At 61.3% G+C, this 20,903-nt stretch carries 21 protein-coding genes; 18 read left to right on the forward strand and 3 right to left on the reverse strand.

The window, feature by feature from the left end; translation table 11 throughout:
• Positions 1-103: 103 nt before the first annotated feature.
• A complete protein-coding gene (gene aceK, locus E4P00_RS07745) occupies positions 104-1,813 on the reverse strand; it encodes a bifunctional isocitrate dehydrogenase kinase/phosphatase (RefSeq protein ID WP_078822025.1) in 1,710 nt (569 codons plus the stop codon).
• Positions 1,814-1,966: 153 nt separating this feature from the next.
• Between aceK and E4P00_RS07750 the strand changes: the two genes are divergently transcribed.
• Complete coding sequence (locus tag E4P00_RS07750) at positions 1,967-2,851, forward strand: DMT family transporter (RefSeq protein ID WP_248131084.1); 885 nt, start codon at positions 1,967-1,969, stop codon at positions 2,849-2,851.
• An 88-nt stretch (positions 2,852-2,939) separates the two neighbouring features.
• Here the strand turns inward: E4P00_RS07750 and E4P00_RS07755 are convergent, their stop codons facing one another.
• A complete protein-coding gene (locus E4P00_RS07755) occupies positions 2,940-3,800 on the reverse strand; it encodes a DMT family transporter (protein ID WP_228308819.1) in 861 nt (286 codons plus the stop codon).
• A gap of 421 nt (positions 3,801-4,221) precedes the next feature.
• Between E4P00_RS07755 and E4P00_RS07760 the strand changes: the two genes are divergently transcribed.
• Both E4P00_RS07760 and E4P00_RS07765 read left to right on the forward strand, forming a co-directional pair.
• Positions 4,222-5,013, forward strand: coding sequence for a CPBP family intramembrane glutamic endopeptidase (locus E4P00_RS07760; RefSeq protein ID WP_078822027.1), 792 nt, complete (start codon positions 4,222-4,224; stop codon positions 5,011-5,013).
• A gap of 151 nt (positions 5,014-5,164) precedes the next feature.
• A complete protein-coding gene (locus E4P00_RS07765) occupies positions 5,165-6,730 on the forward strand; it encodes a PAS domain-containing methyl-accepting chemotaxis protein (RefSeq protein ID WP_032879969.1) in 1,566 nt (521 codons plus the stop codon).
• A gap of 102 nt (positions 6,731-6,832) precedes the next feature.
• On the opposite strand, the gene E4P00_RS07770 is transcribed toward E4P00_RS07765, so the two are convergent.
• Positions 6,833-7,525: an alpha/beta family hydrolase gene (locus E4P00_RS07770; protein WP_248131086.1), complete on the reverse strand. Its 693-nt coding sequence runs from the start codon at positions 7,523-7,525 to the stop codon at positions 6,833-6,835.
• A 79-nt stretch (positions 7,526-7,604) separates the two neighbouring features.
• On the opposite strand from E4P00_RS07770, the gene ccoN (E4P00_RS07775) reads away from it, so the two are divergent.
• The 15 genes from ccoN (E4P00_RS07775) to E4P00_RS07845 all read left to right on the forward strand — a co-directional run bounded on the left by ccoN (E4P00_RS07775) (position 7,605) and on the right by E4P00_RS07845 (position 20,801).
• Positions 7,605-9,029 carry a cytochrome-c oxidase, cbb3-type subunit I gene (gene ccoN, locus E4P00_RS07775; RefSeq protein ID WP_005790268.1) on the forward strand — a complete coding sequence of 475 codons (1,425 nt, stop codon included), beginning with the start codon at positions 7,605-7,607 and terminating at the stop codon, positions 9,027-9,029.
• Positions 9,030-9,039: 10 nt separating this feature from the next.
• Entirely contained in the window at positions 9,040-9,648 is a 609-nt protein-coding gene (gene ccoO, locus E4P00_RS07780; RefSeq protein WP_003193159.1) for a cytochrome-c oxidase, cbb3-type subunit II, read from the forward strand.
• Between the two features lie 3 nt (positions 9,649-9,651).
• Entirely contained in the window at positions 9,652-9,852 is a 201-nt protein-coding gene (locus tag E4P00_RS07785) for a CcoQ/FixQ family Cbb3-type cytochrome c oxidase assembly chaperone (protein ID WP_032879966.1), read from the forward strand.
• Entirely contained in the window at positions 9,849-10,796 is a 948-nt protein-coding gene (gene ccoP / locus E4P00_RS07790) for a cytochrome-c oxidase, cbb3-type subunit III (protein WP_078822028.1), read from the forward strand. The genes E4P00_RS07785 and ccoP (E4P00_RS07790) overlap by 4 nt, the downstream gene beginning before the upstream one ends.
• A 417-nt stretch (positions 10,797-11,213) precedes the next feature.
• The gene (gene ccoN, locus E4P00_RS07795) at positions 11,214-12,656 is read left to right on the forward strand and encodes a cytochrome-c oxidase, cbb3-type subunit I (RefSeq protein ID WP_078822029.1); all 1,443 of its coding nucleotides are present in this window, start codon (positions 11,214-11,216) and stop codon (positions 12,654-12,656) included.
• Positions 12,656-13,264 carry a cytochrome-c oxidase, cbb3-type subunit II gene (ccoO, locus tag E4P00_RS07800; RefSeq protein ID WP_003193167.1) on the forward strand — a complete coding sequence of 203 codons (609 nt, stop codon included), beginning with the start codon at positions 12,656-12,658 and terminating at the stop codon, positions 13,262-13,264. Before ccoN (E4P00_RS07795) ends, ccoO (E4P00_RS07800) begins: the two co-directional genes overlap by 1 nt.
• 5 nt (positions 13,265-13,269) lie before the next feature.
• Positions 13,270-13,455 (forward strand): CcoQ/FixQ family Cbb3-type cytochrome c oxidase assembly chaperone, encoded by a 186-nt coding sequence (locus E4P00_RS07805; protein ID WP_005790274.1) that lies wholly within the window; start codon positions 13,270-13,272, stop codon positions 13,453-13,455.
• Positions 13,452-14,429 (forward strand): cytochrome-c oxidase, cbb3-type subunit III, encoded by a 978-nt coding sequence (gene ccoP / locus E4P00_RS07810; RefSeq protein WP_216091936.1) that lies wholly within the window; start codon positions 13,452-13,454, stop codon positions 14,427-14,429. The genes E4P00_RS07805 and ccoP (E4P00_RS07810) overlap by 4 nt, the downstream gene beginning before the upstream one ends.
• 172 nt (positions 14,430-14,601) lie before the next feature.
• On the forward strand, positions 14,602-14,856 hold the full coding sequence (locus tag E4P00_RS07815) for a type II toxin-antitoxin system Phd/YefM family antitoxin (protein ID WP_216091937.1): 255 nt from the start codon (positions 14,602-14,604) through the stop codon (positions 14,854-14,856).
• The gene (locus E4P00_RS07820) at positions 14,856-15,266 is read left to right on the forward strand and encodes a type II toxin-antitoxin system VapC family toxin (protein ID WP_216091938.1); all 411 of its coding nucleotides are present in this window, start codon (positions 14,856-14,858) and stop codon (positions 15,264-15,266) included. Before E4P00_RS07815 ends, E4P00_RS07820 begins: the two co-directional genes overlap by 1 nt.
• Positions 15,267-15,472: 206 nt before the next feature.
• Positions 15,473-16,876 (forward strand): cytochrome c oxidase accessory protein CcoG, encoded by a 1,404-nt coding sequence (gene ccoG / locus E4P00_RS07825; protein WP_216091939.1) that lies wholly within the window; start codon positions 15,473-15,475, stop codon positions 16,874-16,876.
• Positions 16,877-16,891: 15 nt separating this feature from the next.
• Complete coding sequence (locus E4P00_RS07830; protein WP_032879960.1) at positions 16,892-17,431, forward strand: FixH family protein; 540 nt, start codon at positions 16,892-16,894, stop codon at positions 17,429-17,431.
• An 8-nt stretch (positions 17,432-17,439) separates the two neighbouring features.
• A complete protein-coding gene (locus tag E4P00_RS07835) occupies positions 17,440-19,890 on the forward strand; it encodes a heavy metal translocating P-type ATPase (RefSeq protein WP_216091940.1) in 2,451 nt (816 codons plus the stop codon).
• Between the two features lie 22 nt (positions 19,891-19,912).
• On the forward strand, positions 19,913-20,125 hold the full coding sequence (gene ccoS / locus E4P00_RS07840; RefSeq protein WP_078822033.1) for a cbb3-type cytochrome oxidase assembly protein CcoS: 213 nt from the start codon (positions 19,913-19,915) through the stop codon (positions 20,123-20,125).
• A complete protein-coding gene (locus E4P00_RS07845; RefSeq protein WP_032879956.1) occupies positions 20,118-20,801 on the forward strand; it encodes a sulfite exporter TauE/SafE family protein in 684 nt (227 codons plus the stop codon). Before ccoS ends, E4P00_RS07845 begins: the two co-directional genes overlap by 8 nt.
• The last annotated feature ends 102 nt before the right edge of the window (positions 20,802-20,903 follow it).

The following is a 20,903-nucleotide window of genomic DNA, read 5'->3' on the forward strand; positions in this document are numbered from 1 at the left end:
ACATGTGGGAGGGGGCTTGCTCCCGATGAAGGTGGGTCAGCCAATGAAGGTGTTGACTGATTCACCGTCATCGGGAGCAAGCCCCCTCCCACAAGAGAAAGCGTTATAGCGGGTCTTTTCGGCGATAGGGGAATACGTCGATAACCTTACCGGCGCGAATCGCGTCCTGCAGGCCCTTCCAGTAATCGGCGTTGTACAGCTCGCCATGCAGCTCGTCGAACAACTTGCGCTGGCCGGCGTCGGCAAACAGGAACGGCGGGAACTCTTCGGGGAATACGTCCAGCGGGCCGATGGAGTACCAGGGCTCTGAGGCCATTTCGTCCTCGGGGGTGCGCGGTGCGGGAATATGGCGGAAGTTGGCTTCGGTCAGAAAGCAGATTTCATCGTAGTCGTAGAACACCACGCGGCCATGACGGGTGACGCCGAAGTTTTTCAGCAGCATGTCGCCGGGGAAGATATTCGCCGCCGCCAATTGCTTGATTGCCAAGCCGTAGTCTTCCAGGGCTTCGCGCACCTGGGCGGGGTTGGCGTTGTCGAGGTAGAGGTTGAGCGGGGTCATGCGCCGCTCGGTCCAGCAGTGGCGGATCAGCACGCTGTCGCCTTCCACTTCGACCGTGCCGGCCGCGACTTCCAGCAGCTCGGCCAGGCACTCGGGCTCGAACTTGCTCAAGGGGAAACGGAAGTCGGCGAATTCCTGGGTGTCAGCCATGCGCCCTACCCGGTCGACACTCTTAACCAGCCGGTACTTCTCGATCACCGTGGCACGGTTGACGTTTTTCGACGGCGAAAAGCGGTCCTTGATGATCTTGAACACGGTGTTGAAGCCCGGCAGCGTGAACACGCTCATGACCATGCCGCGCACGCCGGGGGCCATGATGAACTGATCGTCGGTGGTGGCCAGGTGGTTGATGAGTGCGCGGTAGAATTCGGACTTGCCGTGCTTGTAGAAACCAATGGAGGTGTACAGCTCGGCAATGTGCTTGCCCGGCAGGATGCGCTTGAGAAAACCGATGAATTCGGCAGGCACCGGCACGTCGACCATGAAATAGGAACGGGTGAACGAGAAGATGATCGACACGTCGGCTTCGTCGGTGATCAACGCATCGATCTGGATGCCGCGCCCTTCGCGGTGCAGCAACGGGATGACCAACGGCCACTGTTCGTCGCGGGTATAAATGCGCCCTACGAGATAGGCGCCTTTGTTGCGGTAGAGCACGGAGGAAAACAGCTCGACCTTGAGGTCCGGGTCCTTGCATACCCAATCCGGCAGGTTTTCCCGCAGTTGGGCTTCGAGGCGACGCAGGTCGGCAGGAAGGTCGGCGTAAGGCTCGCTGAAGCTGTAGTCAGAGAAAATCTGCGCCAGCATGTCTGATATTTTACCGGCTGGCGTGTAGACCCGGGTTTGCGCCGCCCGCGCCCGGCGCAGGCTCGGCCGGGTGGTGTGGATGAACATGCAGCCGTCGCTGATCAGGTCATGGCTGAACAGGCCGCAGAAGATCGAGTTGTACCAGGTCTCGGACAACTCATCGTCAAAGCGCAGGTCGATCAGGCCGATATACGCGCTTTTCACCAAGGGCCACAGCTCGATGTCCTGCAACGCACTCGCTTCGAAACCGGCGCGCAGGCGGGCAGTGACCTCGGCAACTTTCTCTTCATACAGGTTGATGCGTGCCGCAGACGCCGCCTGCCCTTGCTGCCACTGGGCCTTCTCGAAACGCTCGCGGGCCCCATCGGTGATCTGGCGAAAGTGCTCACGGTAATCGTCGAAACCGTCGAGGATCATCCGGGCGATAGCGAGGGCGGGCTGCGACATGCGGGAAACCTCGAACGGGTAGCGGGAAGCTCAGAGCTTAGCCAGTGAACGCTGGCAGGAGAAGGAGGATTTTTAAGGGGCCGTCGTAGTTAGCGATTGTGTCGGCCTGAGCACTGGGCAACACTCCCCGCCTGATTGGCGTAGGAGTTTTCCGTGAGACCTGTTGACACCCTCTACTTGCTGGGACTGGCTGCCATCTGGGGCGCGAGTTTCCTGTTCATGCGCATCATTGCGCCGGAAATCGGCACAGTGCCGACTGCGTTTTTCCGCGTGTCGATTGCCGCCGCCGGGTTGCTGGTGATTCTGGCGATGCTGCGCGTGAGCTGGGATTTCCAGGGCAAGTTCAAGACCGTTTTGCTGTTGGGGGTGATCAACTCCGGAATTCCGGCGACCATGTATTCAGTGGCAGCGCAGGTACTGCCGGCGGGTTATTCGGCGATTTTCAACGCCACCACGCCGCTGATGGGCGTGCTGATTGGCGGGGTGTTTTTCAGCGAGCGTCTGACACCGTCAAAAATAGCGGGGGTTGCCTTGGGGCTGTTTGGCGTCGCCGTGCTCACGCGCGCGGGGCCGGTGGCCTTTGATCTGCAATTGTTGATGGGCGCGCTGGCGTGCCTGCTGGCAACCACCTGCTACGGGTTTGCCGGTTTCCTGGCACGACGCTGGCTGGATCAGCGCGGCGGGTTGGACAGTCGTCTGTCAGCCTTGGGCAGTATGCTCGGCGCTACCTTGTTTCTCTTGCCGCTCTTTGCCTACAGCGCCATCAGCCATCCACCGGCAAGCTGGGGCGGCTGGCAGGTGTGGGCGTCGCTGCTGGGCCTGGGGCTGGTGTGTACGGCGTTCGCCTACATTTTGTACTTCCGCCTGCTGTCATCCATTGGCCCGGTCAAGTCGATGACCGTGACCTTTATGATTCCGCCGTTCGGCGTGCTGTGGGGGGCGTTGCTGCTGGATGAGCCGCTGTCCATGGCTCACCTGTATGGCGGGGTGCTGATTGCCGGGGCGTTGTGGTTGGTGCTGCGCCCGCAAAAACTATAGGAGCGTCCCCCTGCTCCTGGGGGTGCTTCGCCCCCCAGCGCAAGCAAGCTTGCTCGCCACAGCAAGCTTGCTCCTATAGGGATAGGTTTTAGTTTTTACGGAATACAAACACCAAGCCGACGATGATCAACGCCATTCCCAGCACGCTTAACAGCGCCAGGCGATTGCCGAAGATCAGGTAGTCCATCACCGCGGTCACCGCCGGCACCAGGTAGAACAGGCTGGTGACATTCACCAGGTTGCCGCGGGCGATCAGCCGATACAGCAACAGCGTCGCCAGCACTGACACCACCAATCCCATCCACAGCACCGGCAGGTAAAAGCCCCAACTGTGCTCGAAATGGAAGGGCTGGAACGGCACGAACACCGCACACAACAGCATCCCGGCCAGGTATTGCAACGGCAACGTGCCCAAGGGGTTGTCGGTGATGCGCTTTTGCATGATCGAGCCAAACGTCATGCTCGCCAGCGCCAGCAGCCCGAACAGCATCCCGGCCAGGGACATGCCCGCCAGCCCGATGCCCTGGTACACCACCATGATCAACCCGGCCAGGCCCAACCCCAGGCCGAACAGCCGGCGTAACGAGCGCTGACGCTCCATCAGCACCACGGTGAGGATCGGCTGGACGCCCATGATGGTCGCCATCACCCCGGGGGTGACTTTGAGGTCCAGGGCCAGCAGATAGAAAATCTGGTAGGCCCCCAACAACACCAGGCCCGTCGCCGCCGCATACAGCATGGGCTTGCCGGGACGTGGCAGCTTCAACTTGAGGATCGGCACCAGCACCACCAACCCCATCAGGGCGATGGCAAAGCGGATCAGCAGAAAGGCAAAGGGCGAAGCATGGGCCAGGCCCAACTTGGAGAAGATCGCCCCGCTGCTCCACAGCAAGACAAACAAGCTCGTCGAGGCCGCCGCGGCCACGGATTGTTTCGAAAGAACAGACATGAGTTACCACCTGTTATCAGGCAAAAAAGCCGATTCAGTAAGGACTGAATTTCAGTAGGTTTTTTTCAGGCAGGCACAGGGGAACAGCAAACAGCTGATCAGCCCGAAATGCCAACGCCCGGCGGTGATACGACTGCGTACACCGGCGTGCTACTGACAGGTGGGGGGTAGTGACTGATCTGCGCAGGCTGCTTTGCGCCGCACGGCACGACCACAGCGTTGACCGCTGAATCGACTACCGCTATGCGCTGGGAAGCTGGCATGTGCTGATCTTTTTGAAGGGAGAAAGACGCGACGACTATAACCAGCCGCAAACATACTTTGCAATCCTTTCCCCCTTGCCTCGTACGTGGAGGCGTTTTCATGCCCTCGAACCAGACCACTCGCTATAATGCCGCCCGGTTTTTGTTAAGGATTTCACATGATTGCTCTGCCCTGGCTGTACCTCACACTACTTTGCATTGGCTATGTCACGGCCTTGATCTACGGCCAACTGGGCATACTGGCGGCGGTGTCAGTGGCGCTGTTGCTGGTGGCCGGCTACGCCGTACGCCAGCAACGCACTCCTTGGGCACGCTACCTGGGCCACGGCTTGTTTATCGTCCTGGCCCTGGGGCTAGCGATGCACTGGCTGCCGGGTTTCTACAATGGCCGAGGTATTGCACCCCAGCGTTTTACCCCGGACTCAGTGCCCTTCTCGATGTACCTGAACCAGGACAAACCCCTGATCGGCTTCTGGCTGTTGCTGGCCTGCCCGTGGATTGTGGCGCGACGTTCATTGCGCCTGTCGATCTGCGTCACCGCCCTGGCACTGACCCTGACCGCCATCGCTGCCCTGGGTGGCGCGGCCCTGATGGGGATGATCAGTTGGGCCCCCAAATGGCCGGACCAGGCATGGCTGTGGGTACTCAATAACCTGCTGCTGGTGACGCTGGTGGAAGAAGCACTGTTTCGTGGCTATGTTCAGGGCGGCCTGAGCCAGCGCTTCAAACACCTGCCCTACGGCGAGAACCTCGCGCTGCTGCTGGCCTCGCTGTTATTCGGCCTGGCGCATTTTGGTGCGGGTTGGCAATGGGTAATGCTGGCGAGTATTGCCGGGGTCGGTTACGGCCTGGCGTATCGCTTTGGCGGGCTCGGCGCAGCGATTGCCACGCACTTTGGCTTGAATCTGCTGCACTTCGGGCTGTTCACCTACCCGATGCTGGCCGGCTGAGCCTTTCTTGCTGTAGGAGCGAGTTGTTGTGGCGAGGGAGCTTGCTCCCTCACCACAGCCAGCCCACTGCTCCCAGGATTGTTGCAAAAATAAGTTAAATAAATGCCCGCCATGGCCGATACCCCCTGAAAGCCTTGCGGATTGAACAATCATGCGTAATAACCAACCCGTTACCCAGCGCGAACGTACCTTCCCCGCTCAGCAACGGTTGATCTCCACCACAGATGCCAAGGGTGTCATTACCTACTGCAACGACGCGTTTGTCGAAATCAGTGGGTTCACCCGCGACGAACTGATCCGTGCCCCGCACAACCTGGTGCGCCACCCGGATGTGCCCTCGGCCGTGTTCGCGCACATGTGGTCCACGCTCAAACAAGGCTTGCCATGGATGGGCATTGTCAAGAATCGCTGCAAGACCGGTGACCATTACTGGGTTAACGCCTATGTGACTCCGGTGTTCGACGGCAACCAGGTGATCGGCTACGAATCGGTGCGCATCAAGCCCACTGCGGAGCAGATCCGCCGGGCCGAGGCGCTCTATCAACGCATCAACCAGGGCAAGTCGGCCATCCCCCAGCGCGACAAATGGCTGCCGGTGCTACAGGACTGGCTGCCGTTTATCCTGGTCAGCCAACTGAGCTTCATGATCGGCGCCACCCTCACCTCCCAGTGGGGCTTTGCCCTGGCTGCGGCGCTGTCGGTACCGTTGGGCCTGCTGGGCCTGAGCTGGCAGCAGCGCGGCCTCAAGCGCTTGCTGCGGCTGGCCGAGCAGACCACCTCCGATCCGTTGATCGCGCAGATGTACACCGACAGCCGTGGCGCCCAGGCCCGACTGGAAATGTCGATCCTCAGCCAGGAAGCGCGCCTGAAGACCTGCCTGACCCGTCTGCAGGACACCGCCGAGCACCTCAACGACCAAGCGGCGCAGTCCAACACCCTGGCGCACAGCAGCTCCAGCGGCCTGGAACGTCAGCGCGTGGAAACCGAACAGGTGGCCACCGCCGTCAACCAGATGGCCGCGACCACCCAGGAAGTCGCCAGCCATGTGCAGCGCACCGCCGATGCCACCCAGGAAGCCAACCGCCTGACCGGTCGCGGCCGCGATATCGCCGGGGAAACCCGCGAGGCGATCCAGCGACTGTCGGTGGCCGTGGGCGAGACGGGCGTGACCGTCACCCAACTGGCCAAGGACAGCGATGAAATCGGCGGCGTGGTCGATGTGATCAAAGGCATCGCCGACCAGACCAACCTGCTGGCGCTCAATGCCGCTATCGAAGCCGCGCGTGCCGGTGAGATGGGCCGTGGATTTGCGGTGGTCGCCGATGAAGTGCGCCAACTGGCGCAGCGTACGGCCGAATCCACCGGGCAGATCCATACCCTGATCGCCAAGCTGCAACACACGGCGGCTGCGGCTGTGCAAACCATGGACGCCGGGCATCGCCAGGCTGAAGAGGGTGTAGCGCGGGTGATGGAAGCGGATCAGGCGTTGGTGGGCATCAGTGAGGCGGTGGCCAATATCACCGACATGACCACCCAGATTGCCGCTGCTACCGAAGAGCAAAGCGCCGTGGCCGAGGAGATCAGCCGCAATATCAGCACCATCGCGCTGTTGGCAGATCAGACTTCAGAGCAGGCGATGAACTCGGCGCAGTTGAGTGAGGAGTTGACGCATACCGCCAATACCCAGTACTCGCTGGTGGAGCGTTTTAACCGATAAACCGCTATCGCAGGCAAGCCAGCTCCCACACTGGACGGTATTCACCGATAGAAATAGGTGAACCCAGTCCAATGTGGGAGCTGGCTTGCCCCCGATAGGGCCCTAACAGGCCCTGAGAAACTCAGCCACCTGCACCGCCGCCGCCTCCAAGTGCTGCTCATGGCTGAACCCCGAAGCCTTCAACGGCTTCAAGTCATGATCGCCCGCCACCAACCACATCACTTCAATACTCTCTGACAACTCATAATCCTGCACCGCTGCCCGATTGCCCAAGGCATCACGCTCGCCCTGCACAATCAACGTTGGCGTCGTAAGCGCAGCCAAGTGCTCCACCCGGGGTTTCTCTGGCTTGCCCACCGCATAGAACGGATAGCCCAGGCACACCAACCCATCGGCGCCCAGTTCATCGGCCAGTAAACTGGCCATCCGCCCACCCATGGACTTGCCGCCAACTGCCAGTTTCCCAGCGACATGACGTCGCACCTCGCCATACACCTCGCGCCAGCACTCCAGCAGTTTCGGCGCCGGATTCGGCGGGCGCTTGCCGCCATCCATACGGCGCTGGGCCATGTACGGGAACTCGAAGCGCACCACGCTCACGCCATGCCCGGCAAGGCGTGCCGCCATGTCGTTCATGAACGCCGAGTCCATCGGTGCCCCGGCGCCGTGGGCCAGGATCAGCGTGACCGGCTCGCCCGAAGCCGTGCCCGTGGCGACATCCCACAGCCAGCCGCGTTCACGCACACACTGCGCCCATTGATCCCCGTCAATACTGGCCTTGTGCTCTTTGCCCATGCTTGCCTCGCTTTTTAGTCTGCCTATAACTCCAGCCCAAGTGCCGCACTTGCTTGGGTTGAACCGTGGATGGGGAACCATGAACACTACTTTAAGTACCGCCTATAACTACAAGGTGGTCCGCCAATTCGCCATTATGACGGTGGTGTGGGGCATCGTCGGCATGGGGCTCGGGGTTTTTCTCGCCGCCCAATTGGTTTGGCCTGCGCTCAACTTCGATTTACCCTGGACCAGCTTCGGCCGCCTGCGCCCGTTGCACACCAATGCGGTGATTTTCGCCTTCGGTGGCTGCGCGCTGTTCGCCAGCTCCTTCTACTCGGTACAACGTACCTGCCAGACTCAGCTGTTCGCGCCAAAAGTGGCCGCGTTCTGCTTCTGGGGCTGGCAGCTGGTGATTTTGCTGGCCGCAATCAGCCTGCCGCTGGGCTACACCAGTTCCAAGGAATACGCCGAGCTGGAATGGCCGATCGATATCCTGATCACCATCGTCTGGGTCGCCTATGCCATCGTGTTCTTCGGCACGATCATGAAGCGCAAGACCAAGCACATCTACGTCGGTAACTGGTTCTTCGGTGCGTTCATCATCACCGTGGCCATCCTGCATATCGTCAATAACCTGGAAATCCCGGTCAGCCTGACCAAGTCCTACTCGCTGTACGGCGGTGCGACGGATGCCATGGTGCAATGGTGGTATGGGCACAACGCGGTAGGCTTTTTCCTCACCGCAGGCTTCCTGGGGATGATGTACTACTTCGTACCCAAGCAGGCCGAGCGTCCGGTGTATTCCTATCGCTTGTCGATCGTGCACTTCTGGGCGCTGATCACCCTGTACATCTGGGCCGGCCCTCACCACTTGCACTACACCGCCTTGCCGGACTGGGCGCAGTCCCTGGGCATGGTGATGTCACTGGTGCTGCTGGCGCCAAGCTGGGGCGGCATGATCAACGGCATGATGACCCTCTCGGGTGCCTGGCATAAGTTGCGCAGCGACCCGATCCTGCGCTTCCTCGTTGTGTCCCTGGCCTTCTACGGCATGTCGACCTTCGAAGGTCCGATGATGGCGATCAAGACCGTCAACGCTCTCTCCCACTACACCGACTGGACCATCGGCCACGTACACGCCGGGGCGCTGGGCTGGGTGGCGATGATCTCCATCGGCGCGCTGTACCACATGATCCCGAAAGTCTTCGGTCGCGAGCAGATGTACAGCCTCGGCCTGATCAACGCGCACTTCTGGCTGGCCACCATCGGCACCGTGCTCTACATCGCCTCGATGTGGGTCAACGGCATCGCCCAGGGCCTGATGTGGCGTGCGGTCAACGAAGACGGCACCTTGACCTACTCCTTCGTCGAAACCCTGGTGGCCAGCCACCCTGGCTTCATCGTGCGGCTGGTGGGCGGTGCGATCTTCCTCACCGGCATGTTGCTGATGGCTTACAACACGTGGCGCACCGTGCGTTCGGCGCAGCCAGCCGAAATCAGCGCCGCAGCGCAGATGGCCTGAGGACTCGATGATGAAACACGAAACGATTGAAAAAAACGTCGGCCTGCTGATGCTGCTGATGGTGCTCGCCGTGAGCATCGGCGGCCTGACCCAGATCGTCCCGCTGTTCTTCCAGGACGTGACCAACAAGCCGGTGGAAGGCATGAAGCCCTACACCGCGCTGCAGCTGGAGGGCCGCGACATCTACATCCGCGAAGGCTGCGTGCAGTGCCACTCGCAGATGATCCGCCCGTTCCGCGCCGAGACCGAGCGCTACGGTCACTACTCGGTGGCCGGCGAAAGCGTGTGGGACCACCCGTTTCTGTGGGGCTCCAAGCGCACCGGGCCGGACCTGGCCCGCGTCGGCGCGCGCTACTCGGACGACTGGCACCGCGCGCATTTGTACAACCCGCGCAACGTGGTGCCGGAGTCGAAAATGCCGGCCTATCCGTGGTTGGTCACCGCCGCCGTGGACAGCAGCCACACCGAGACCAAATTGAAAGTGATGCGCACCCTCGGCGTGCCGTACACCGACGACGACATCAACGGCGCGGTCGCCAGCCTCAAGGGCAAGACCGAGATGGACGCGCTGGTTTCCTACTTGCAAGTGCTCGGCACTGCCATCAAGAGCAAGAGGTGAGCCATGGGATTTGAATTCGATGCAGGCACCATCCGCGGCCTCGGCACGCTGGTGGTCGCCATCGCCTTTATCGGCCTGTCGCTGTGGGTGTTCAGCCCACGGCGCAAGTCGGAGTTTGACGATGCGACCATGCTGCCGTTTGCCGATGAACCCTCCCCAACCGACGCTCAAGCAGAGCCAGTAACAAGGAGCACTCGGCCATGACTACTTTTTGGAGTACATGGATCTGCGTATTGACCCTCGGCAGCCTGATCGGCCTGACCTGGCTGTTGGTCGGCACCCGCAAGGGCGAAACCAAGGGCAGCGTCGACCAGACCATGGGCCACGCCTTCGACGGTATCGAGGAGTACGACAACCCGCTGCCCCAGTGGTGGTTCATGTTGTTCGCCGGCACCCTGGTGTTTGCCGTCGGCTACCTGATCCTCTACCCGGGCCTGGGCAACTGGAAAGGCGTGCTGCCGGGCTATGAAGATGGCTGGACCCAGACCAAGGAATGGGACAAGGAAATGGCCAAGGCCGACGCCAGGTTCGGGCCGATCTTCGCCAAGTTCGCGGCGATGCCCGTGGAGGAAGTCGCCAAGGACCCACAAGCGTTGAAGATGGGCGGCCGCCTGTTCGCCTCCAACTGCGCGGTGTGCCACGGTTCGGATGCCAAGGGCGCCTATGGCTTCCCCAACCTGGCGGACAACAACTGGCGCTGGGGTGGTTCGGCCGAAGCGATCAAGGCTACCATCATGGCCGGTCGCCACGCGGCCATGCCGGCCTGGGGTGAAGTGCTGGGCGAGGACGGGGTGAAAAACGTCGCCGCCTATGTGCGCCACGACCTGGCCAAGCTGCCCTTGCCGGCGGACAACACCGCTGACCTGGCCGCGGGCCAAGCCGCATTCAGCACCACCTGCGTGGCTTGCCATGGCCCACAAGGCCACGGCGTGGAAGCCATGGGCGCGCCGAACCTGACCGAACCAAGCGGGTTTATCTACGGCACCAGCCTGGCGCAGTTGCAGCAGACCATCCGCCATGGTCGCCAGGGCCAGATGCCGGCCCAGGAAGTGCTGCAGGGTAATGACAAGGTGCATCTGCTGGCGGCGTACGTGTATAGCCTGTCCCATAATACTGATGGTGCAACGCCAGACAGCCAACCGCAGTAAAAGCTCTACCTGTGGCGAGGGAGCTTGCTCCCGCTGGAGTGCGAAGCGCTCCCAAGATTTTGGGGCCGCTGCGAAGCCCAGCGGGAGCAAGCTCCCTCGCCACAGGCATAAGTCGCGACCAAGTGTCGCACCCTCGCAACACCCAACTTTCCCCCCCTCCCATTCGGGTCTACGCTTGTTCCCACAGTGGAGCAATTCTGGCGTAGGCGACGGTATCCGTTGCGCCCCCTAAAATTCCTGTCCACTTGATCAGCTTTCTATTTCGGATTTAATCCTTACGCCAAACATGGAAAGGGCGCAGAATCTGGCGTAGAACGCATTGATACAGGTCAGCCATTGCGTTGCAATGGCCCCTCGCTTTCTACATACTTGCGGCCGATTTTACCTATAAAAAAACCTAAACCGTGGAACCTTAGAATGAGCACAGCAATCAGTCCGACTGCTTATAACTATAAGGTAGTCCGCCAGTTCGCCATCATGACGGTGGTCTGGGGGATCCTTGGCATGGGGCTCGGGGTGTTCATCGCCTCGCAACTGGTCTGGCCGCAATTGAATTTCGACCTGCCCTGGACGACCTTCGGTCGTTTGCGCCCGCTGCACACCAACCTGGTGATCTTCGCCTTCGGTGGCTGTGCACTGTTTGCCACCTCCTACTACGTGGTGCAACGCACCTGCCAGACGCGATTGATCTCGGATAGCCTGGCCGCGTTCACTTTCTGGGGCTGGCAGGCGGTTATCGTCGGCGCCATCATCAGCCTGCCGCTGGGCTACACCACCACCAAGGAATACGCCGAGCTGGAATGGCCGATCGCGATTCTGCTCGCCATCGTCTGGGTGACCTACGCGGTGGTGTTCTTCGGCACCATCGTCAAGCGCAAGACCAAGCACATTTATGTGGGCAACTGGTTCTACGGGGCGTTCATCCTGGTCACGGCGATGCTGCACATCGTCAACCACGCGTCCTTGCCGGTCAGCCTGTTCAAGTCCTACTCGGCCTACTCTGGCGCGACGGACGCGATGATTCAATGGTGGTACGGCCACAACGCCGTAGGCTTTTTCCTCACCACCGGCTTCCTGGGAATGATGTATTACTTCGTGCCCAAGCAGGCCGAGCGCCCGATCTACTCCTATCGCCTGTCCATCGTGCACTTCTGGGCGCTGATCACCCTGTACATCTGGGCCGGCCCCCACCACCTGCACTACACCGCCTTGCCGGATTGGGCACAGTCCCTGGGCATGGCGATGTCGATCATCCTGCTGGCACCAAGCTGGGGCGGCATGATCAACGGCATGATGACCCTGTCGGGCGCCTGGCATAAGCTGCGCACCGACCCGATCCTGCGCTTTCTGGTGGTGTCGCTGGCGTTCTACGGCATGTCGACCTTTGAAGGGCCGATGATGGCGATCAAGACCGTCAACTCGCTGTCCCACTACACCGACTGGACCATCGGCCACGTACATGCCGGCGCACTGGGCTGGGTAGCGATGATCTCCATCGGCGCGCTGTACCACATGATCCCCAAACTGTTCGGCCGCGCTCAGATGCACAGCGTCGGGCTGATCAATGCGCACTTCTGGCTGGCGACCATCGGCACCGTGCTCTACATCGCTTCGATGTGGGTCAACGGCATCACCCAGGGCCTGATGTGGCGTGCGATCAATGATGACGGCACCCTCACCTACTCCTTCGTCGAAGCGCTGCAAGCCAGCCACCCGGGCTTTATCGTGCGTGCCCTGGGCGGTGCATTCTTTGCCAGCGGCATGTTGTTGATGGCCTACAACGTCTGGCGCACCGTGCGTGCCTCCGACCCGGCGCAAGCTGAAGCCGCCGCCAAGATCGCCGTTGTGGGAGCTCACTGATGAAGCATGAAGTAGTCGAGAAGAATATCGGCCTGCTGGCCTTCTTCATGGTCATTGCCGTGAGTATCGGCGGCCTGACCCAGATCGTGCCGCTGTTTTTCCAGGACGTGACCAACAAGCCGGTCGAAGGCATGAAGCCGCGTACCGCCCTTGAACTGGAAGGCCGCGACGTCTACATCGCCAACGGTTGCGTGGGCTGCCACTCGCAGATGATTCGCCCGTTCCGTGCCGAAACCGAACGCTACGGCCACTATTCGGTCGCCGGTGAAAGCGTGTGGGACCACCCGTTCCTGTGGGGTTCCAAGCGCACCGGCCCGGACCTGGCCCGGGTCGGCGGGCGTTACTCCGATGACTGGCAGCGTGCGCACTTGTACAACCCGCGCAACGTGGTGCCGGAGTCGAAAATGCCGGCGTACCCGTTCCTCGTGGAAAACAAGCTCGACGGCAAGGACACCGCGAAGAAGATGGAAGTCTTGCGCACCCTGGGCGTGCCCTACACCGACGAAGACATCGCCGGTGCAGCGGCCGCTGTGAAGGGCAAGACCGAAATGGACGCACTGGTGGCCTACCTGCAGGGCCTTGGCACCATCATCAAAAGCAAACGGTGACCTACATGGATATCGGGATGATTCGTGGCCTGGGCACCGTTGTGGTGATGGTGGCCTTTGTCGGCCTGGCGCTGTGGGTGTTCAGCCCGCGGCGCAAGTCGGAGTTTGACGACGCGACCATGCTGCCCTTTGCAGATGATCCCGAAGCCATCAAGCACGTCGAGCAAGCTTCTAGGAGTAACAAAGAATGACTACGTTCTGGAGTCTGTACGTCACAGTCCTCAGTCTGGGTACCATCTTCGCCCTGACCTGGCTGCTGCTGTCGACCCGCAAGGGCCAGCGCACCGAGCAGACGGACGAGACCGTCGGCCACTCGTTCGATGGCATCGAGGAGTACGACAACCCACTGCCCAAATGGTGGTTCATGCTGTTTGTCGGCACCATCGTCTTCGCCCTCGGCTACCTGGTGCTCTACCCCGGCCTGGGTAACTGGAAAGGCTTGCTGCCGGGCTATAACTACCTGGACAACGACAAGCAAACCGCCTTTGCCAACGGCCAGACCGGCTGGACCGGCGTGCACGAATGGGAAAAGGAAATGGCCAGATCGGAAGCCAAGTTCGGGCCGATCTTCGCCAAATTCGCATCGATGCCCATTGAAGAGGTGGCCAAGGACCCGCAAGCCCTGAAGATGGGCGGCCGCCTGTTTGCCTCCAACTGCTCGGTGTGCCACGGCTCCGACGCCAAGGGCGCCTACGGTTTCCCTAACCTGACCGACGCTGACTGGCGCTGGGGCGGCGAGCCCAACACCATCAAGGAAACCATCATGAAAGGCCGCCACGCAGTGATGCCAGGCTGGGCCGAAGTCATCGGCGAGCAAGGCGTAGCTGACGTAGCAGGCTTTGTGGTGACCCAACTCGATGGCCGCAAACTGCCCGAAGGCGCCAAGGCCGACGTCGCCAACGGCGAGAAACTTTTCGCCGCCAACTGCGTGGCCTGCCACGGCCCGACCGGTAAAGGCACGCCAGCCATGGGCGCGCCCGACCTGACGCATCCAGGCGCATTCATCTACGGTTCAAGCTTTGCGCAACTGCAACAGACTATCCGTTATGGCCGCCAGGGCCAGATGCCCGCGCAAGAGCAACTGCAAGGCAATGACAAGGTGCATTTGCTGGCTGCGTATGTTTACAGCTTGTCCCATGGGGACAAGAAGGCAGAAGAGCAGTAAATCCTCGCCCATAAAAAAGCCCCGCCCAGCGAAAACTGGCGGGGCTTTTTTGTTTCTGGCTCCCCTTGGCCGTTCAAGACTGTCATTCATTACCGCTCATACCTCGAACTTGCCACGCGCCATGCCTAAGTAGTAACGTAACTACATTAAGCCTAACGAAGGGGGTTACCCCATGACCATCACGACAATTTCCAGCCGAGAATTCAACCAAGACACAAGTGGCGCCAAAAAAGCCACGCGCAACGGCCCGGTTTTCATCACCGATCGCGGCAAGCCTGCCCATGTACTGCTAAGCATTGAGGACTACCAGAAACTCACAGGTCTGAATGCCGACATCGTTGACCTGCTGGTGATGCCGGAAGCGGCCGATATCGACTTCGAAACCGAACGTGCCGTGATCATTCATCGACCCGTGGACCTTTCTTGATGTATCTACTCGACACCAATGTAATTTCTGAACTGCGTAAACCTCAGGCTGATGCAAATGTCGTTGCCTGGGCGAAAAGCGTGATTGCGCCGCGTATGTTTATTTCGGCGATCACGCTAAAGGAACTGGAAACCGGCGTTCTGCGCATCGAACGGCGAGACCCGGCTCAGGGGAAGGTATTGAGGGCCTGGCTCAAACGCCACGTAATGCCCGCCTTTGATGCCAGAATCCTGCCCGTCGATGCGGCCGTCGCGTTGCGTTGCGCGCACTTGCATGTTCCAGACCGCGCCAACGAAAGTGACTCGTTGATTGCCGCAACCGCTCTGGTTCATGGGCTTACCGTGGTCACACGCAACGTCAGCGACTTCAAGTCCAGCGGCGTTGCGCTGATCAATCCATGGGACGAATGACCGTCTTGCGAGCAAAAACCGTCCATACTTCACAAGTCAATTGATCCAGGTCACGTACACCATCATTTGATTTCTCCCAACGCGACCAAAGGTCGCACCCTTTGCACAACATCGGGGGCGTATCATTAGGCCACTGCAACACCCCCATTTGACCCTGGCTGGCACGTACTGGCCGAGGCAAATCTCCACCGCCGTGGGATGCAATGATGAGCAACCAGATACCGGTACATGACGTTACCCCACCTGCCAAAACCGTCGACCTCTACGCCTCGCGAGAGAAAATCTATACCCGTGCCTTCACCGGCCTGTTCCGCAATTTGCGCATGCTCGGTGGCGCCGGCCTGTTCCTGCTTTACTTCGGCACCGTGTGGCTGAACTGGGGCGGCCATCAGGCGGTGTGGTGGAACCTGCCGGAGCGTAAGTTCTTCATTTTTGGCGCCACCTTTTGGCCCCAGGATTTCATCCTGCTCTCGGGCATTCTCATTGTTGCGGCCTTTGGCCTGTTCTTTATCACCGTGTACGCCGGACGGGTGTGGTGCGGCTATACCTGCCCGCAAAGCGTGTGGACGTGGATCTTCATGTGGTGCGAAAAGGTCACCGAAGGCGACCGCAACCAACGCATCAAGCTGGACAAGGCGCCCATGGGCGCCAACAAGTTCCTGCGCAAGTTCAGCAAACACACGCTGTGGCTGTTGATCGGTTTCGCCACCGGCATGACCTTCGTCGGCTACTTTTCGCCGATCCGCGAGCTGGTGTTCGATTTCTTCACCGGCCAGGCCGACGGCTGGTCGTATTTCTGGGTCGGCTTCTTCACCCTCGCCACCTACGGCAACGCCGGCTGGCTGCGCGAGCAGGTGTGTATCTACATGTGCCCTTACGCGCGCTTCCAGAGCGTAATGTTCGACAAAGACACCCTGATCGTTTCCTATGATCCGCGCCGTGGCGAAGTGCGCGGCCCGCGTAAAAAGGGCGTCGACTACAAGGCCCAGGGCCTGGGAGACTGCATCGATTGCACCATGTGCGTGCAGGTGTGCCCGACCGGCATCGATATCCGCGACGGCCTGCAAATCGAGTGCATCGGCTGCGCCGCCTGTATCGATGCCTGCGATAACATCATGGACAAGATGGACTACCCACGCGGCCTGATCAGCTATACCACCGAGCACAATCTGTCCGGTCAGAAGACCCATAAGTTACGCCCACGGCTGATCGGCTATGCGCTGGTGCTGCTGACCATGATCGGCTTGCTGGTCGGCGCATTCTTCATGCGCTCGCTGGTGGGTTTCGATGTCAGCAAGGACCGCGTGCTGTACCGGGAAAACGCCGAAGGGCGCATCGAAAACGTCTACAGCCTGAAGATCATGAACAAGGACCAGCACGACCACACCTACGTGCTCGACGCCGCCGGCCTGCCGGACCTCAAGTTACAGGGGCGACGCGAAATCAAGGTGGCCGCCGGCGATATCGTCAGTATGCCGGTGGAGTTGTCGAGTGCGCCGGAGCAACTGCCGTCGAGCACCAACGAGGTGACTTTCATCCTCAAAGATGCCGATGACACCAGCGTTCATATTGAAGCCAAGAGCCGATTCATCGGCCCACAAGTTCGTTAAACAGGGAACACAAGAATGCCCGCAACCACTGCTGCAAGCCCTTGGTACAAGCACCTCTGGCCCTGGATCATCATCGCGATCCTGGCCTGCTCGGTGACGCTGACCCTGTCCATGGTGACCATCGCGGTCAACAACCCGGACAACCTAGTCAACGACAATTACTACGAGGCCGGCAAAGGCATCAACCGCTCCCTGGACCGTGAACGCCTGGCCCAGACCCTGCAACTGCGTGCCAAGTTGCACCTGGATGAACTGACCGGCGAAGTCGAGTTGCACCTGACCGGCAACAGCGGCCCTGCAACCCTGGAACTGAACCTGATTTCCCCGACCCAGCCGGAGAAGGATCGCAAGATCGTCCTGGCCCGCAGTGATAGCGAGCAGGGCCGCTACATCGGCCAGGTCACCGACAAGGTCGAAGGCCGGCGTTTCGTGGAACTGCTTGGCGTGGAAGGCAGCAACACCTGGAGGATGTTCGAGGAAGAAGAGGTCAGCCACGACAAAGACTTGCTGTTGGGTGACGAACCATTGCAGGGTGCCGAAGACCTGAAAAAATAGCAGCGCCCATGACCAGCCCAATCCCCTGCTACCACTGCGCCCTGCCCGTCCCATCCGGCAGCCGGTTCACCGCCCGGATCCTCGGCGAACGCCGCGAACTCTGCTGCCCCGGCTGTCAGGCCGTGGCCGAAGCGATTGTGGCCGGTGGGCTGGAAAGCTATTACCAGCACCGCAGCGAAGCCTCGGCCAACCCTGAGGCGCTCCCGGTGCAACTGGTGGATGAGCTGGCGCTGTACGACCGCGCCGATGTGCAAAAACCCTTTGTGCGCCATCAAGGCGACTTGGCCGAAACCACCCTGTTGATGGAAGGCATCAGCTGCGCCGCCTGCGGCTGGTTGATCGAGAAACACCTGCGCAGCCTGCCCGCGGTGGCCGAGGCGCGGCTGAACCTGTCCAACCATCGCTTGCACGTGCGCTGGGCCGATGGGCAACTGCCGTTGAGCCAACTGCTCAGCGAACTGCGCCATATCGGCTACGCCGCCCACCCCTACCAGGCCGACCGCGCCGCCGAACAATTGGCCAGCGAAAATCGCCTGGCCCTGCGTCAACTGGGGGTTGCCGGCTTGCTGTGGTTCCAGGCGATGATGGCAACCATGGCGACCTGGCCGGAATTCAATATCGACCTGAGCCCGGAGTTGCACGTGATCCTGCGCTGGGTTGCGATGTTTCTCACCACCCCCATCGTGTTCTATAGCTGCGCACCGTTCTTCAAAGGGGCGCTGCGTGACATACGCACGCGACACCTGACCATGGACGTATCGGTATCCCTGGCAATTGGCGGTGCGTACCTGGCGGGCATCTGGACCGCGATCACTGGCGTGGGCGAATTGTATTTCGATGCCGTGGGCATGTTTGCACTGTTCCTGCTGGCCGGGCGTTACCTTGAGCGCCGCGCCCGGGAGCGCACCGCAGCGGCCACCGCTCAATTGGTCAACCTGTTGCCCGCCTCCTGCTTGCGCCTCCAAGGTGATGGTCAGAGCGAACGCATCCTGCTCAGTGAACTGGCATTGGGTGATCGTGTCCTGGTGCATCCCGGCGCGGTGCTGCCGGCGGATGGCGTGATCCTCGACGGCCAATCCAGCATCGATGAATCCCTGCTGACCGGCGAGTACCTGCCACAGCCGCGGCGGGTCGGCGACAGCGTTACGGCTGGCACGCTGAATGTCGAGGGCGCACTGACGGTCGAGGTGCGCGCCCTGGGCCACGACACGCGTCTGTCCGCCATTGTGCGCCTGCTGGAGCGCGCCCAGGCCGAGAAACCACGCCTGGCGCAAATCGCCGACCGTGCCGCGCAGTGGTTCCTGCTGTGCTCGCTGATCGCCGCCGTGCTGATCGGCCTGCTGTGGTGGGAACTGGACCCGTCACGCGCATTCTGGATTGTGTTGGCGATGCTGGTGGCGACTTGCCCGTGTGCACTGTCCCTGGCCACCCCAACCGCCCTGACCGCTGCCACCGGCACCTTGCACACCCTGGGGTTGCTACTGACCCGCGGCCATGTGCTTGAAGGCCTGAACCAGATCGACACGGTGATTTTCGACAAGACCGGCACCCTCACCGAAGGACGCCTGGCGTTGCGCGCCATCCAGCCCCTGGGCGCGCTGGACAGCGACCAGTGCCTGGGCCTCGCCGCCGCCCTGGAGAACCGCTCGGAACACCCGATTGCTCGTGCCTTTGGGCGTGCGCCACTGGCCGCTGATGAAGTGTTGAGCACCCCTGGCCTGGGCCTGGAGGGTCGGGTGGGGGACCGCCTGTTGCGTATTGGCCAACCGGGTTTTGTCTGCGAACTCAGTGGCTGCGCGATTCCCGCCTCACCGGACGAAGCCGGGCAATGGCTGCTGTTGGGTGACAACAGCGGCGCCCTCGCCTGGTTCGTACTCGACGACCGCCTGCGCAGCGACGCCCCTGCCCTGCTCGCAGCGTGCAAGGCACGCGGCTGGCGTACGCTGCTGCTCTCGGGCGACAGCTCACCGATGGTCGCCAGTGTGGCCCTTGAGTTGGGCATCGACGAAGCCCACGGCGGCCTGCGCCCTGATGACAAGTTGCAGGTGCTGCAAAACCTGCACAGGCAAGGCCGCAAGGTGCTGATGCTGGGCGATGGCGTCAATGATGTGCCGGTGCTGGCCGCCGCCGATATCAGCGTGGCCATGGGCTCGGCCACTGACCTGGCGAAAACCAGCGCCGACGCGGTGCTGTTGTCCAACCGCCTGGATGCCTTGGTGCAGGCCTTCAGCCTGGCGCGGCGCACCCGTCGAGTGATCATTGAAAACCTGCTGTGGGCCGGGCTGTACAATGGCCTTATGCTGCCGTTTGCGGCCCTGGGCTGGATCACACCAATCTGGGCAGCCATCGGTATGTCCCTCAGTTCGTTGACCGTGGTACTTAACGCATTGCGCCTGACTCGCCTGCCGAGCGCACACGCTAAAGGTACCGCCCCAGTAACCCGCCCGCTGCCGGCCTGAGCCGCGTGGGCATGGAGTGCAGATGCCAGCCTTATACGTAATGATTCCAGCGGCGCTGCTGTTAGTGGGTGTGGCCATCTATATCTTCTTCTGGGCCGTGGACAGCGGACAGTACGAAGATCTAGATGGCCCGGCCCACAGCGTACTATTTGACGATCAGGACCCTAACCACCTGGCCGCCATTGACGAAGCCAACAGCTCCGAACAACCGCCCAAGGATCCACCCCATGCTTGAGCTGGCGCCCCTGCTGGTCTCGGCGCTGATCCTCGGCCTGCTGGGCGGCGGCCATTGCCTGGGCATGTGTGGCGGACTGATGGGCGCCCTGACCCTGGCGATCCCCAAGGAGCAACGCAGCCGCCGCTTTCGCCTGCTGCTGGCGTACAACCTGGGGCGCATCCTCAGCTATGCCACGGCCGGCTTGCTGATTGGCCTGGCCGGCTGGGCGGTGGCCAACAGCCCGGCGGCGATGTTCATGCGCGTGCTCGCCGGGTTACTGCTGATTTGCATGGGCCTGTACCTGGCCGGTTGGTGGAGCGGCCTGACCCGCATCGAAAGTCTCGGACGCGGCCTATGGCGGCATATACAGCCTGTTGCCAACCGTTTGCTGCCGGTGTCGAGCCTGCCGCGCGCCTTGCTGCTGGGCGCGCTGTGGGGCTGGTTGCCGTGCGGGTTGGTCTACAGCACCCTGCTGTGGGCCGCGAGCCAGGGCAATGCGCTGGACAGCGCGTTGCTGATGCTCGCATTCGGCCTCGGCACCTGGCCGGTGCTGCTGGCCACCGGGCTGGCGGCGGAGCGTGTCACCGCGCTCTTGCGTAAACGCAGCGTGCGCATGGCCGGCGGCCTGTTGGTGATCATCTTCGGTATCTGGACCTTGCCGGGCCCGCATCAGCACTGGCTCATGGGTCATTGAAAGCCCCTGTGGCATAGCGCCGCTCCCCGTTGATGCAAATCAACATGCCTTGCCAGCCCTGCCCCTAGACTCGGCCCACTAGCCAATCCGGGGGACCGCCCG

Source organism: Pseudomonas sp. B329, from assembly GCF_023127835.1.
In the GTDB taxonomy this organism is placed as follows: domain Bacteria; phylum Pseudomonadota; class Gammaproteobacteria; order Pseudomonadales; family Pseudomonadaceae; genus Aquipseudomonas; species Aquipseudomonas synxantha_A.

Coding starts and splice junctions, on each gene's coding strand:
- E4P00_RS07830 (WP_032879960.1), top strand. CDS start 16,892: ATGCCCGCAACCACTGCTGCAAGCCCTTGGTACAAGCACCTCTGGCCC.
- ccoS (WP_078822033.1), top strand. CDS start 19,913: ATGCCAGCCTTATACGTAATGATTCCAGCGGCGCTGCTGTTAGTGGGT.
- E4P00_RS07805 (WP_005790274.1), top strand. CDS start 13,270: ATGGATATCGGGATGATTCGTGGCCTGGGCACCGTTGTGGTGATGGTG.
- E4P00_RS07760 (WP_078822027.1), top strand. CDS start 4,222: ATGATTGCTCTGCCCTGGCTGTACCTCACACTACTTTGCATTGGCTAT.
- ccoN (WP_005790268.1), top strand. CDS start 7,605: ATGAACACTACTTTAAGTACCGCCTATAACTACAAGGTGGTCCGCCAA.
- E4P00_RS07770 (WP_248131086.1), bottom strand. CDS start 7,525: ATGGGCAAAGAGCACAAGGCCAGTATTGACGGGGATCAATGGGCGCAG.
- aceK (WP_078822025.1), bottom strand. CDS start 1,813: ATGTCGCAGCCCGCCCTCGCTATCGCCCGGATGATCCTCGACGGTTTC.
- ccoP (WP_216091936.1), top strand. CDS start 13,452: ATGACTACGTTCTGGAGTCTGTACGTCACAGTCCTCAGTCTGGGTACC.
- E4P00_RS07815 (WP_216091937.1), top strand. CDS start 14,602: ATGACCATCACGACAATTTCCAGCCGAGAATTCAACCAAGACACAAGT.
- ccoO (WP_003193167.1), top strand. CDS start 12,656: ATGAAGCATGAAGTAGTCGAGAAGAATATCGGCCTGCTGGCCTTCTTC.
- E4P00_RS07845 (WP_032879956.1), top strand. CDS start 20,118: ATGCTTGAGCTGGCGCCCCTGCTGGTCTCGGCGCTGATCCTCGGCCTG.
- E4P00_RS07820 (WP_216091938.1), top strand. CDS start 14,856: ATGTATCTACTCGACACCAATGTAATTTCTGAACTGCGTAAACCTCAG.
- ccoO (WP_003193159.1), top strand. CDS start 9,040: ATGAAACACGAAACGATTGAAAAAAACGTCGGCCTGCTGATGCTGCTG.
- E4P00_RS07765 (WP_032879969.1), top strand. CDS start 5,165: ATGCGTAATAACCAACCCGTTACCCAGCGCGAACGTACCTTCCCCGCT.
- E4P00_RS07755 (WP_228308819.1), bottom strand. CDS start 3,800: ATGTCTGTTCTTTCGAAACAATCCGTGGCCGCGGCGGCCTCGACGAGC.
- E4P00_RS07835 (WP_216091940.1), top strand. CDS start 17,440: ATGACCAGCCCAATCCCCTGCTACCACTGCGCCCTGCCCGTCCCATCC.
- ccoG (WP_216091939.1), top strand. CDS start 15,473: ATGAGCAACCAGATACCGGTACATGACGTTACCCCACCTGCCAAAACC.
- E4P00_RS07785 (WP_032879966.1), top strand. CDS start 9,652: ATGGGATTTGAATTCGATGCAGGCACCATCCGCGGCCTCGGCACGCTG.
- ccoP (WP_078822028.1), top strand. CDS start 9,849: ATGACTACTTTTTGGAGTACATGGATCTGCGTATTGACCCTCGGCAGC.
- ccoN (WP_078822029.1), top strand. CDS start 11,214: ATGAGCACAGCAATCAGTCCGACTGCTTATAACTATAAGGTAGTCCGC.